Annotated in this window: 13 protein-coding genes; 6 read left to right on the top strand and 7 right to left on the bottom strand. The window is 39.7% G+C overall.

Annotation, left to right across the window (positions count from 1 at the left end; genetic code table 11):
• The first annotated feature begins 5 nt into the window (after nt 1-5).
• Nucleotides 6-470 carry an adenosylmethionine decarboxylase gene (gene speD / locus P9211_RS08215; RefSeq protein WP_041391245.1) on the top strand — a complete coding sequence of 155 codons (465 nt, stop codon included), beginning with the start codon at nt 6-8 and terminating at the stop codon, nt 468-470.
• A 56-nt stretch (nt 471-526) separates the two neighbouring features.
• On the opposite strand, the gene larE is transcribed toward speD, so the two are convergent.
• Nucleotides 527-1,393 (bottom strand): ATP-dependent sacrificial sulfur transferase LarE, encoded by an 867-nt coding sequence (gene larE, locus P9211_RS08210; RefSeq protein WP_012196242.1) that lies wholly within the window; start codon nt 1,391-1,393, stop codon nt 527-529.
• Between the two features lie 73 nt (nt 1,394-1,466).
• On the opposite strand from larE, the gene P9211_RS08205 reads away from it, so the two are divergent.
• Nucleotides 1,467-2,678, top strand: coding sequence for a cob(I)yrinic acid a,c-diamide adenosyltransferase (locus P9211_RS08205; RefSeq protein ID WP_012196241.1), 1,212 nt, complete (start codon nt 1,467-1,469; stop codon nt 2,676-2,678).
• A 20-nt stretch (nt 2,679-2,698) separates the two neighbouring features.
• Here P9211_RS08205 and moeB read toward each other — a convergent pair whose 3' ends face one another.
• Both moeB and P9211_RS08195 read right to left on the bottom strand, forming a co-directional pair.
• On the bottom strand, nt 2,699-3,838 hold the full coding sequence (gene moeB / locus P9211_RS08200) for a molybdopterin-synthase adenylyltransferase MoeB (RefSeq protein WP_012196240.1): 1,140 nt from the start codon (nt 3,836-3,838) through the stop codon (nt 2,699-2,701).
• Between the two features lie 43 nt (nt 3,839-3,881).
• Nucleotides 3,882-4,376 (bottom strand): M67 family metallopeptidase, encoded by a 495-nt coding sequence (locus P9211_RS08195; RefSeq protein ID WP_012196239.1) that lies wholly within the window; start codon nt 4,374-4,376, stop codon nt 3,882-3,884.
• A 125-nt stretch (nt 4,377-4,501) separates the two neighbouring features.
• On the opposite strand from P9211_RS08195, the gene P9211_RS08190 reads away from it, so the two are divergent.
• Nucleotides 4,502-4,888 (top strand): CAAD domain-containing protein, encoded by a 387-nt coding sequence (locus P9211_RS08190; RefSeq protein ID WP_012196238.1) that lies wholly within the window; start codon nt 4,502-4,504, stop codon nt 4,886-4,888.
• Between the two features lie 26 nt (nt 4,889-4,914).
• On the opposite strand, the gene P9211_RS08185 is transcribed toward P9211_RS08190, so the two are convergent.
• Nucleotides 4,915-5,808: a fructosamine kinase family protein gene (locus P9211_RS08185; protein WP_012196237.1), complete on the bottom strand. Its 894-nt coding sequence runs from the start codon at nt 5,806-5,808 to the stop codon at nt 4,915-4,917.
• 34 nt (nt 5,809-5,842) lie between these two features.
• Between P9211_RS08185 and crtD the strand changes: the two genes are divergently transcribed.
• The gene (crtD, locus tag P9211_RS08180; protein WP_012196236.1) at nt 5,843-7,354 is read left to right on the top strand and encodes a C-3',4' desaturase CrtD; all 1,512 of its coding nucleotides are present in this window, start codon (nt 5,843-5,845) and stop codon (nt 7,352-7,354) included.
• An 8-nt stretch (nt 7,355-7,362) separates the two neighbouring features.
• Here the strand turns inward: crtD and P9211_RS08175 are convergent, their stop codons facing one another.
• Complete coding sequence (locus tag P9211_RS08175) at nt 7,363-8,229, bottom strand: prephenate/arogenate dehydrogenase (protein WP_012196235.1); 867 nt, start codon at nt 8,227-8,229, stop codon at nt 7,363-7,365.
• Nucleotides 8,230-8,312: 83 nt separating this feature from the next.
• Here P9211_RS08175 and P9211_RS08170 point away from each other — a divergent pair, with 83 nt between their 5' ends.
• Nucleotides 8,313-9,764, top strand: coding sequence for a helicase (locus tag P9211_RS08170; RefSeq protein WP_012196234.1), 1,452 nt, complete (start codon nt 8,313-8,315; stop codon nt 9,762-9,764).
• A gap of 35 nt (nt 9,765-9,799) precedes the next feature.
• Entirely contained in the window at nt 9,800-10,045 is a 246-nt protein-coding gene (locus P9211_RS08165; RefSeq protein WP_012196233.1) for a DUF2839 domain-containing protein, read from the top strand.
• Nucleotides 10,046-10,097: 52 nt separating this feature from the next.
• Here the strand turns inward: P9211_RS08165 and recA are convergent, their stop codons facing one another.
• Together recA and P9211_RS08155 are read right to left on the bottom strand one after the other, a co-directional pair.
• Nucleotides 10,098-11,201 (bottom strand): recombinase RecA, encoded by a 1,104-nt coding sequence (gene recA, locus P9211_RS08160; protein WP_012196232.1) that lies wholly within the window; start codon nt 11,199-11,201, stop codon nt 10,098-10,100.
• A gap of 105 nt (nt 11,202-11,306) precedes the next feature.
• Nucleotides 11,307-12,083, bottom strand: coding sequence for an HAD family hydrolase (locus tag P9211_RS08155; RefSeq protein WP_012196231.1), 777 nt, complete (start codon nt 12,081-12,083; stop codon nt 11,307-11,309).
• Nucleotide 12,084 lies beyond the last annotated feature (1 nt).

The raw sequence follows: 12,084 nt of genomic DNA, 5'->3' as shown, positions 1-12,084 counted from the left end.
ATTCAATGGAATCAATGATTACACATTTATATCCCAATCCTGGATGGCCAGATGAAGAGACTAGAAAGTACTCTCAGCTTGACTCTAGGAGTAAGCAAAGAATGATTGGTAAGCATTGCATTCTTGAACTTTGTGAATGCAATTCAGTCAAGCTAGATGATGAGGCTTTTATACGTACCACTATTCAAATGGCATCAAAAGTTGCTGGAGCTCAATTACTTAATCTCATCACTCATAAATTTGTCCCCCAAGGTGTTACAGGTTTGGCACTTTTAGCTGAATCTCACATTTCAATTCATACCTGGCCTGAAAGTGGTTATGCAGCTGTAGATGTATTCACTTGTGGGGATCAGACTATGCCAGATAAAGCTTGTCAGCTACTTGTTGAAGAACTGCAATCTAAAAGACACTCCTTAAAAACATTGCGAAGAGATACCCCAGTAATGATTTCAAACGCATTGATCAATTAAAAATCAAACAATGACCTGCTGACCTATAAGGCTCGTTTCCTTGATTTGCGTTTTAACTAGGCTTCATCTTTATAACTGGTTTGTTTATGGCTAAGTTCTCGGTTGAGTTTTCCACTAATTAGACCTTCTAGATCGACACTGATAGAAGTGAATCCAATTGATAGAAAATAAGTTATGAGTTCTTCTCTTCTTAACTTTATCAACAAATCATTGATACGATCAACAGGCAATTCAATTCTCGCTCCTAGGCCTTGAATACGCACCCTGACTTCACTAAAACCATGATCAATTAGCCATTGCTCTCCTTTTGCTACTTGTGCTAGGCGTAAAGAGGATATTGACTCACCGTAAGGGAATCTAGAGGCTAGGCAAGGTTGTGATGGTTTGTCCCACCAAGGGAAGCCTAGGGCCTTTGAAATATCTCGAATGGTTGATTTTCTAATTTTAAGCTCTGCTAGTGGAGACCTAACTCCTGCGAGTCTGGCAGCTTGAATGCCCGGTCTATGGTCCCCAAGATCATCAAAATTTACTCCATCGATTACTTGAGATTCTTTGAAATTGCTTGCAATGTTTGCAAGGTGAGTATGTAACTCTTGTTTGCATGCAAAACATCTGTCTACAGGATTTTGATTGTAATCAGGACTTTCTAATTCGTTGGTTATGCATTCTGTATGCTTAATACCAATCCAAGCTGCTTGCTGCTGGGCTTCTTTACGAAGATGAGGAGCTAGCGAATCTGAAACCCCTGTTACTGCAAGGGCATTTGTTCCCAATTGTTCTTTAGCAATTGCAGCAATAAGTGAACTATCAACTCCTCCGGAATAAGCAATACAAACTTTTCCGATTTGTTTAATTGCATCTCTTAAAAGCTCTAGTTGTTGCAATTGTGGTGCATTCAGATCCTCTTGGAGTTTTAGAATCATTTTTTTTTCATGTGCTTAGAGACTATCTTCATTGGTGGATCTGGTTAAGCTCTAAGTGATGTGAGATTCTTTTATGAAGCCACAACCAGAAGAAGTTAAGACTTCCAAAAACAAAATACAGGCACAAGCATCTGGAAGAAAAAATCGTATTGGCATTGTTACTGCAACTGATAGCAAAGAACGCAGTAATGGGCAATTACATATTTATGACGGAGAAGGCAAGGGGAAAAGTCAGGCTGCCTTGGGAGTTGTACTAAGAACTATTGGCCTTGGAATTTGCGAGAAACGTCGTACAAGAGTACTTCTTCTTCGTTTTTTAAAAGGGCCAGGGAGAGAATACGATGAAGATTCAGCAATAGAAGCATTGCAGCAGGGTTTTCCTCATTTAATTGATCAAGTCCGTACCGGAAGGGCTGATTTTTTTACTGCTGGAGAGGCTACGAAATTTGATGCTAGTGAAGCACAAAGAGGATGGGATATTGCTAAAGGGGCCATTGCAAGCGCCCTCTATTCTGTAGTTGTTTTAGATGAATTGAATCCTGTTTTAGACCTTGGTTTGCTTCCTTTAGATGATGTAGTGGACACACTTGCTTCTAGGCCAGATGGAATGGAAATTATTGTCACAGGGCGTGCAGCTCCTTTTGACCTTATAGAAATAGCAGAATTACATTCAGAAATGCGTGCTCATCGCCGTTCTGACTTGGCCAAAAATGAATTGGCGTCACACACTTCTTCAGGCGGTATTGAGATATATACAGGAGAGGGTAAAGGTAAATCTACCAGTGCTCTTGGCAAGGCTCTACAGGCAATTGGTCGTGGTATTAGTCAAGATAAAAGTCATCGTGTTTTGATTTTGCAATGGCTTAAAGGAGGTAGTGGTTATACAGAAGATGCTGCAATTGCGGCTCTTAGGGAGAGTTATCCTCATTTAGTTGATCATCTGAGATCGGGTCGGGATGCGATTGTTTGGCGAGGTCAACAACAACCAATTGATTATGTTGAAGCAGAGCGTGCATGGGAAATTGCTAGAGCAGCAATCGCAAGTGGCCTTTATAAGACTGTTATTCTTGATGAACTGAATCCAACTGTTGACTTAGAGCTTCTTCCAGTAGAACCGATTGTTGAAACTTTGCTTAGAAAACCTGCGGAAACTGAAGTGATCATCACTGGTCGATGCAAGAATTATCCACCTTATTTTGATCTTGCTAGTGTTCATTCAGAGATGGTTTGCCATAAGCACTATGCGGAAAAGGGAATTAATCTAAAAAAAGGGGTTGATTATTAATCCCTGTATCAAAAAGAAGCTTAGCTTTCATTCCAAGAATTTATCCCACCTTCCAGATTGACAGCATCAATTCCATTTGATCGTAAACTCAGTATTGCTTTCCTCGACCTTTTACCAGTCTTACAATGAACAAATATATTTTTATTGCTAGCTAGTTTTCGAATTTTATCTATCTCTTGCCCATTTTGAATATTTTTGAGTGGCACTAATATTGATCCTTTGATTGCATTTAATTTAAACTCTTCCTCAGTACGAACATCTAATAAGATATTTTTGTTGGGATTATCTTCAAGTAAAACTCTAAGCTTTTTAGCCGAAATACTTTTAATACTGTCTTCGACTTTTGTTACACCAGAAGAACCACAAAAATCCTTATAATCAATCAATTCTGTAATTGGCTTTGCAGCATAATCCTTCTTTAACTTTAGCTCTTTAAACTTCATTTCTAGCGCATTAAATATCAATATCCTTCCACTTAAAGTGGTACCTATCCCAGCTATAATCTTAATTATTTCTGTAGCCTGTATTAATCCAATAATACCTGGAAGAACCCCTATAACACCAGACTCACTACATGAAGGTAGTAAATCCATTGAGGGAGGTTGAGGGATTAAATCTCTAAAATTTGGACTATCTTTATCTAGATTAAAAACAGAGGCTTGACCTTCGAACTTTGAAATTGCTCCATATATATATGGCTTTCCAAGCAAAACACAGGCATCATTTATTAAATATCTGCTTTCAAAGTTATCTGTGCAGTCACATACTAGATCATATGGTTTAATAATTTCTAGGGCATTTTCATTATTTAGTAATTCACTAAAAATGGTTACTTTACAATAAGGATTAATATCAATTATTCGAGATCGTGCTGATTCTATTTTTGACTTACCAATTGACTTGTGAGTGTGAATGATTTGTCTTTGTAAGTTTGACTCTTCTACCAAATCATTATCTACAATCCCAAGATTACCTATGCCAGCCGCAGCAAGATATATCAGTACTGGAGAACCAAGCCCTCCACAGCCAATGCAAAGTACAGAACTGCCTTTTAGTTTCTTTTGACCCTTAATTCCAATTTCTGGTAATGATAAATGTCGAGAGTACCGAGCAAATTCTTCAGGGCTCAGCTGCATATTATTGGCTTTTATAGACTTCATTGAAGTAAAAGGGTAATGAAGATTTGATTTAAGGTTTACGCCATTAAATCGGGATTTCGGTTGGTTCTATTGTTTTAGAGGCCCCGATCCACCATGCACGAATGACACCCGATCCATCAACAATAATCATTAAACCTGGAGAAAAATTCCAAGAAAGATCAAGTCTTGAAGGATTTGCACATGAATAACTATGTGAATGAGCAGAACCTAATAGAGACAGGTTTTTTTTTCTAGCCCATTTCTGAGCTGAAATTTGCTCTTTTGGGTCAATCGCAAAACGGTTCGTTTTGGAAGGGGGCTTTTGAGTCAAATCTTCTTTAAGACATTCTTCTGAAAAGCTTTTCATCTCAGGTTCCCAAATATTGCAGCACGGCCAAATTAAGGAAATTTCGTAAAAAAAATTCTTTGAAAGATTGGTTTCTTTTTTTTTCTTGCCTAGCAATAAAGCACACCCTTCCTGTGGAAATTTAATAAGCAAGCTCTTAATAAGAACTTCTTTGGAATGGCCATGGAATTTAATAACAGTTGGCAAATTCATCTGATTTTTGGGTTGTTCGGAGTTTTCTCTATCAGGGTTCGGAATTATCTCTATTTTGATGTTGGCAATAAAAAGATTCTTTAGTTAAAGTTTGCTCAAATTGCTTTCAATGAAGGCTTGTCTAAATGAGTGATTTCACTCCGGAGTCCAATCAAGACTCAACATCAACATCAACCACCACCTCTCCTGACACATCACCTCCAGGTCCGAGTATCTCTGAACGAGCTAGTGATGCTATGGGTAAGGCCAATGAAATTCTTGGAAAAGTTGATTGGTCACAAATGGGTAAGTACGGCAAAGCTGCAGGGATTATCGCTGTAGTTATAGTCGCTCAGATCATTATTAAAGTAGTAATTGACACAATTAACTTCTTCCCAATTTTGCCAGGCTTACTAGAGCTTTTGGGGGTTGTGGTGGTTGGTCAATGGGGTTGGCAAAACCTAACTACAAGTGAAAAACGTACCGCAGTGGTAGATAAGGTGCAAGACCTTCGGAAGGAATATTTAGGGTAGTCAATTTACTTTCCAAAGTTAATTGATTAATCTTTTAAAACTAAATTTAATTTCTTAATACTTTCAATACACTGATTTGGATATATACCTCCGAAGATATTTGCATGATTAAGTAGATGGTAAAGATTATAAATATCTACTCTTTGCATCCATAATTTAGGTAGGGGCCATACTTCTTCATAGCCTAGATAGAACTCTTTTGAAAATCCACCAAACATCTTTGTCATTGCAATATCAACTTCTCTATCAGCCCACCATATCGCAGGGTCAAAAATAACTCCTAGACCCGACTCGTCGATCCCAGCATTCCCTTGCCATAAATCACCATGGACTAGTGATGGAGATGGGTTGTGGCGATTCAGGAATGACTTTATCTTTGTTAGCAGTTTTGTAAGTTCAATAAGCTTTAAACCCCATTTTTCAGCAATTTTTATTTGAGGAATTAGACGCAAACTAGTAAAACATTCCCCCCAGTTTGTCTCCCATCCTCCAGTTTGCGGACCTAAGCCAATAAAACCATTGGTTTCCCAGCCAAAGGTACCAACGGAACTTTCTGATGTTGTTTTATGAACTAAAGCCAACCCTTTGCCTAGATTGACTTTATTTCCATTTGAAAAGTTTACCCAAGGCATTATTAAGATTGAATGAGTCTCGAGTTTTTGAAGACATATTGGAACTGGGAGTGAAATTAAGGATTTGTCTGCATATTTACTTAGAGTATTCAGACCTATTTCCTCAAATTGGAGCATCTCAAAATTCTCTATAGAAGTTGTTTTGGCAAAAATCTTTTCGTTATCATTTAAATTGAGCCTCCAAGCATTATGAATAGAGCCTCCATTGACAGCAGTGATACTTTTTATTTTTGCTCCTGCTAATGGACCTTTTGACCCAATAATTTGTTCTAGAAGATAGCTTTCCATGTAGTTTGATGATTTGGGATGTAAATATCAGGCTATGACTAATGAGCAAGTAATTGTTGTTGGAGGCGGAATCGCAGGGTTAACTGCATCTGCTTTATTGGCTCATGAAGGATTTAATGTAATTCTTTTAGAATCCCATTATCAGACAGGAGGGTGTGCAGGGACGTTTAAAAGAGGAAATTACGTTTTTGATGTAGGTGCAACTCAAATTGCAGGATTAGAGAAAGGAGGTATTCATGAACGGCTATTTAGATATCTTGATTGGCCTCAACCTTTGGGGTCAATTCTCGATCCAGGTTGTGAAGTAGACCTTAGAGACGGCTCTCGGCCAATAAAAATCTGGCATGATCCTGTGCGATGGGAGATAGAACGAAATCAACAATTTCCAGGTAGTAAGCGTTTTTGGTCTCTTTGCAGTTTGATTCACCAAAGCAATTGGTCTTTTGCAGAAAAAGACACAGTATTACCAGTTTCAGACTTTTGGGATTTTAAGCAGTTCATCAGTTCAGTTGAGCCTTTAACCTTTTTGTTTGGCTTATTAAGTAGGTCATCAGTTTCTGATCTTCTTTGGCTCTGTTCTTGCCCTCAAGATCAACGGCTCCAGAAATTTCTTGATTTACAACTTCAACTTTATTCTCAAGAAAAAGCAGATCAAACAGCTGCACTTTATGGCGCCACTGTGCTTCAGATGGCACAGGCACCACGTGGCTTATGGCATTTGCAGGGTTCTATGAAGAGTTTGAGTGATGCATTGGAATCTTGCTTGCTTCGTGATGGAGGTAAATTACTTCTGAGGCATAAAGTTACTGCGATAGAGACAATTAGTACGACAGATTCTTGGATTGTAGATGTTGTCGATGGTAATGGTTCTACATCCCAACTGGTTGCTTCTGACTTAGTATTCACTCTTCCTCCTCAATGTCTTTTGGGGTTAACATCAGGCAATTCATCTTTACCTACTAACTATCGGGACCGCATAGCTAAATTACCTCAACCTAATGGCGCGATAGTTTTTTATGGAGCGATTTCGCGTCAGTACCTTCAAGAAATTCATTCAAACCATTATCAATTCTTTGTAGAAGATCTTGGCTCATTATTCCTTTCGATTAGTTGTGAAGGAGATGGTCGTGCACCTCTAGGTGAGGCAACTATCATTGCAAGTGCTTTTACTTCTGTAGATTTCTGGGCATCTTTGGATGATCAGATTTACCGAAAAGAAAAACAAGTGTTTTTGCAGAAAATTTTAAAAGCCATCAAATCAGTTTTTAATATTCATCCTGATGATTGGTTACATAAAGAATTGGCAACTCCAAGAAGTTTTGCAAAATGGACAGGCCGGCCACAAGGAATTGTAGGTGGATTGGGACAGAGGCCAACTACTTTTGGCCCGTTTGGATTATCTAGTAGATCTCCTGTGAAGGGTTTATGGCTCTGTGGAGATTCAATTTATCCGGGGGAAGGCACTGCTGGAGTTTCGCAATCTGCATTAATGGCCTGCCGACAGCTAATGGCTACCAAGGGGCACCCTTTCAGATTACCCAAATAGCATTAAGTTTAGTCCAAGAAATCACGTCTAATAGCTTTCGCATTCTCTAGTTTCTCTTGTAGCTTTTCCCATTGCTCTAGTCGAATAATTCCTTCTAGCTTCTTTAGGGATGATTGGTAAGAATTTAGAACATCTAAGATTTGCCGACTGTTATGAGACGTTATATCTACCCCTAATTTAGGGTTTCCTCCACCAACTCTTGTTGTATCCGTAAAACCGCTAGATGAGAGCAATTTTGCAAGCTCTATATCCGACTTGTCCTTTTTCCCCTCGCCAGCAGTTGTTAGTAGGGTAGCGCTTATTAATAATGGTAAATGAGAAATCAGAGCAACGGCCTGATCATGCCGATTTGCATCTGCTGTAATCCATTTACTACCAAGGGAGACTGCTACTTTACGTACTTCCTCTAGAGCCTCTAGATCAGTCTTTTCTGTAGGAGTAGCTATCCAAGGCCGATCCTTGAATAATCCTTTTTGACCTGCTTCAACGCCAGCTTCACTAGTGCCTGCCATAGGATGACTTGCAACAAATCTGGGATGAAGTTTTTCCCATGAGTTGAGAACAGGTGTTTTGACTGACCCAACATCAGTGACTACGCTATTAGGATTTAAACAACTAATTAATGCTTGGGACGGTGTAATTATCTGAGATAATGGCAAAGCTAATATCACCATTGAGCAATTGGAAAGTATTTCGGGGTCTGTATCAATTAATTGAGCCAGACCTCGTTCTTTTGCTCTTTCTAATGTTTCATGTCGATTTACAAGACCACAAACTTTGTATCCAAGACTTTGCAAATCTAAGCCTAGCGAGCCACCAATTAGGCCAAGTCCAACTATGCCTATTTGATTTAATCTTGCAGATTCTGACTCCATTAACTTTGGTAAGAGTTGTTTCTCTACATATTGATCCTTTGATCAATATATACGTAAAAGTTTTTGATGAGTAGGCTTTTGATATGTTGGAAGCTTATGCCCACAATTATTTAAAAAATCTGCTGAAGAAGAACTCGTTTGCTTGGCCACATAATTTAACGCTAAGTAGACTTATTAGTAGAAGTTTAAGGAGAAAGGATAGATCTTTTATTCAATTGGAAACTAGTGATATGAAACAGTCTTGGCCAGGGGTTTTAGTGCCTCTGTGCTTGCACAGTAGTGAAGTGGTTTTAGTGCTAACCACTAGTCAACGTCAACGACTTTTAAGCTTTGAGCTTCCTCGATTGAAGTTAGAAGGTTTACATTTGTCATCATGGGAAGGCCCGATGCCCCCAACTGGGAATCAACTCTGGCTATTAGATCATCTGGAATTCTTCAAGGCATTTTGTGAAGGTCACCTACACTCAAAACAACTCATTATTCCAGAAGCAGAGCTACTCAGTAGTCGTTTAAGAGATTGTATGTCTATCAAAGTATGTGCAAATCATTGGGATTCTCTAAGGAGAGCCCATCCTTCTGCAGCCTCTGCACTAATTAAATTGCATGAACGTTTAACTAGAAAGCTCTTTGCTCACGCTACTTGTGTTGATGGAACTGTGCGGATGGATTTTAGTGAGACTGTTGTTTTAATGGATCTTGTGGCTGTACTTGGTCATGCTCCGTCTCCATGGCCAGAAGTGGTAGCAGCTATTAGGCATGGTTGGGCAAGCTGGGCAGAACTGGACCATAAATTGCTTGATTGGTGTTGGAATTTAAAACCACTAGAGCCTTTGAAAGATTTGCATATTGTTTTTGAGAGAAATTCTCTGGTTCTGCTTAGTCTCACTAAGCAGAATGATTTCTTCTTAAAGCAACTTGAACCATTTGTGGGTTCATTTGATGTCAAGGTGAAACTAGGTGACGAATTTTGTCAGCATCAAGAGCCAATTCAGTTGTTTGCGCCTCGTAGACAACCATTACCTAATACAGAATATTTCGCTGAACACTTGCTTGATCAATGTCGTCGTTTAATTCTTGGACGTAAGGGAATAACGATTATTTTACTGGATGATTATCAGTTGTTAAGGCAATTAACTAGTGAGCTTGCAGCAGAATTTGGCAAGCGAGTTATTTTGGAATCAACTTCACCAGAGACCAATGGAGTCATTTGTTGCCAGTCTTTTTGGTGGATGAATTTTCAAGACCAACTTCCCATACCTGAGCAGTTAATTTTGGGCATCTTGCCATTTCCAAGTTTGGAACTTCCATTGACAGCTGCAAGAGTTGATGCATACAAGCGTCAAGGCCAGGATTGGTTTAGAGACTTGTTGTTACCTGAGTTGCTCAATTTGCTCCCACGCTTGATTTGGCCAGTTAGAAAGCATCATGGTCGTATAGCAATTCTGGATGGTCGACTTCGCTCAAGAAGCTGGGGTGAAAGAGTACTTCAATCTCTTGAGCCATGGACCCCGCTAGAACGTCTATTGCCTGACTAGTGTCATATCATCCTTAATGAAAGTAAAGAGGATTTATGGGAGAAGCACGTCGTAGAACTTCGCAGGGTTTACCACCCCGAAATAAAGGAGGTCAAAACAAAAACGAATCTCAGAGGATTTTGAAGTGGCTGCCTGTTACTGATCAGCAAAGAAATCAATTTATCAACCTAACAATTCGTGGAGGTTGGATTGGTATCGGCGCTTTGATATTCATATGGTTAATTGTGCGTATTGTTGGTCCTGCGGCTGGGTGGTGGGTCCCTGCTGACTTGCGCTCATAATGATGCGACATCACTTTCTTGTAGTCAGCATAAGGTGATTTGTTTGTGACCTTTAAGCTGCTTTGCGATTGGCTGTTGTAAGAGGACGCATTGAATTAGAACTTACTTCGGACCCTTCGGTAAGCTTTTGCCTAACTAGTTTCTCAATTTTCTCTTTAGCTTCCGTGTTTTGTTCAAGCCAGGTAATAGTGTTATCCCGTCCTTGTCCTATATTGTCACCCTCATAACTATACCAAGCGCCTTTTCGTGCGACGATATTTGTTTCTTCGGCTAAATCTAGTAGACATCCTATGGTACTGATGCCTTTGCCAAATAAGATATCAAATTCCGCGATACGAAAAGGAGGAGCAACTTTATTTTTTGCTACTTTGACTTTGGCTCGTATGCCATACTCATCTGTTCCTCGCTTTAGAGTTTGAATTCGACGGATATCGAGTCTAACGGAGGCATAGAATTTCAGCGCATTGCCTCCAGTAGTGGTCTCAGGGTTCCCGTAGGTAACTCCTATTTTGAGACGCAACTGATTTAGAAAAATAACTGTACAGCCAGACTTGCCAATATTTCCAGTAATTTTTCGCATTGCTTGACTCATTAACCTGGCTTGACTTCCTATTACATGGTCTCCCATTTCACCTTCAATTTCGGCTCTAGGAGTCAGTGCTGCTACAGAGTCGACAACAACAAGCTCAACAGCTGCGGATCTGATTAATTGATCAACAATTTCTAGTGCCATTTCGCCAGTGTCAGGTTGAGACACTAGGAGATTCTCCACGTCAACTCCTAAAGAAGCTGCGTAAACAGGGTCTAACGCATGCTCGGCATCGACAAATGCCGCTACTCCACCACGCCTTTGGACTTCTGCTATGGCGTGCAATGTCAGAGTTGTTTTTCCTGAACTTTCAGGCCCATATACTTCGACTACTCTTCCTTTGGGATAGCCACCACCAAGCGCTAGATCAAGGGTAAGTGCGCCAGTAGAAATTGTCTCTACACGCATTCTCGAGGCATCGCCCAGTCTCATGATTGAGCCTTTCCCAAAGTTTCGCTCTATTTGCCCTAGTACAAGATTGAGAGCTTTGTCTCTTTCTCCCGATCGTGCAGCCTCTTGCCGAGATTCTGCATTTGGGGATTGATTTGCATTAACTTCAGTTGACATTGTGATTGCTTGAGGACAGAGAAGACAGTTTGTAAGCTTGGATTTTTAAAAAACCCGTGCCACATTTTTTTATTTGCCTTATTAGTACAGACGTACCCTAACGAGTTAAGACCAGTTCGCCAAGGGGGATAAAAATTTTCTTTTTTCCAATAGCTGAATTCCTGAAGGAAGATTCTTGTTGTCTAAAGGTTTGAGATACCCCCAATTTGCTAAATAACATGGAATTGATTTAAGACCAGGAGTATTTAGAACGGTTTCAAGGGTTTTTCGACGATCCTCGATAAATCCTGCAATAGGAGTTTCCTTGGAGATTTTCAGCAGCATACTTGCCTTGTCCCCTGCTTCATGGCCATAGAGAAGTTTGGGATGAAGATTTAGATGATCTAGAAGTTCTAGAGTGAATTCGGCACTTTTGGTTGTTAAAACACCAAATTCAATTGATTCATTTTTGAATTGTTTAATACGTTCAGCTACTAATGGGAATGCTTGATGACTTGTTAACCACCTTTTGCGATCTTTTCTTATAGCTTCTCGTCGAACATCGTCGAGTGCTGCTTGTAATTGTTCTGGGCTCCAACCCCATTTATTTAGTGCTTCAAGGCAATTGCGTTCATAATGCTTGGAGAATATTGATGCACCTGAAGCTTTCAAAAAACTATCTGCTTGGAGAAGCTCTGCTGTGAGAAGTACCATCTCCCAACCACTTTTGACCCAAGGTCGAAGTATCCGGAAATCCTTAGGTATATTGCTATTAAATGGATCTAAATGATTTTCTTTACCAATAATTTTCCAATAGGCTTTTGTAGAGCTAATCCAATATTCCCAAATGCCGTCGATAATGACACCATCAAAGTCAAAAATTAAAATGTGCTGGCTTGTCACT

The sequence above is a fragment of the Prochlorococcus marinus str. MIT 9211 genome (assembly GCF_000018585.1).
In the GTDB taxonomy this organism is placed as follows: Bacteria; Cyanobacteriota; Cyanobacteriia; order PCC-6307; family Cyanobiaceae; genus Prochlorococcus_D; species Prochlorococcus_D marinus_B.
The sequence above is the reverse complement of the archived record's forward strand: the minus strand, read 5'-3'. Positions and strand labels throughout refer to the sequence as shown.

What these genes read in the sequence shown, in the direction of transcription:
- P9211_RS08165 (WP_012196233.1), top strand. Translation starts at nt 9,800, where the DNA reads ATGGGAGAAGCACGTCGTAGAACTTCGCAGGGTTTACCACCCCGAAAT.
- recA (WP_012196232.1), bottom strand. Translation starts at nt 11,201, where the DNA reads ATGTCAACTGAAGTTAATGCAAATCAATCCCCAAATGCAGAATCTCGG.
- larE (WP_012196242.1), bottom strand. Translation starts at nt 1,393, where the DNA reads ATGATTCTAAAACTCCAAGAGGATCTGAATGCACCACAATTGCAACAA.
- P9211_RS08195 (WP_012196239.1), bottom strand. Translation starts at nt 4,376, where the DNA reads ATGAATTTGCCAACTGTTATTAAATTCCATGGCCATTCCAAAGAAGTT.
- P9211_RS08175 (WP_012196235.1), bottom strand. Translation starts at nt 8,229, where the DNA reads ATGGAGTCAGAATCTGCAAGATTAAATCAAATAGGCATAGTTGGACTT.
- speD (WP_041391245.1), top strand. Translation starts at nt 6, where the DNA reads ATGGAATCAATGATTACACATTTATATCCCAATCCTGGATGGCCAGAT.
- P9211_RS08185 (WP_012196237.1), bottom strand. Translation starts at nt 5,808, where the DNA reads ATGGAAAGCTATCTTCTAGAACAAATTATTGGGTCAAAAGGTCCATTA.
- crtD (WP_012196236.1), top strand. Translation starts at nt 5,843, where the DNA reads ATGACTAATGAGCAAGTAATTGTTGTTGGAGGCGGAATCGCAGGGTTA.
- P9211_RS08190 (WP_012196238.1), top strand. Translation starts at nt 4,502, where the DNA reads ATGAGTGATTTCACTCCGGAGTCCAATCAAGACTCAACATCAACATCA.
- P9211_RS08205 (WP_012196241.1), top strand. Translation starts at nt 1,467, where the DNA reads ATGAAGCCACAACCAGAAGAAGTTAAGACTTCCAAAAACAAAATACAG.
- moeB (WP_012196240.1), bottom strand. Translation starts at nt 3,838, where the DNA reads ATGAAGTCTATAAAAGCCAATAATATGCAGCTGAGCCCTGAAGAATTT.
- P9211_RS08170 (WP_012196234.1), top strand. Translation starts at nt 8,313, where the DNA reads ATGTTGGAAGCTTATGCCCACAATTATTTAAAAAATCTGCTGAAGAAG.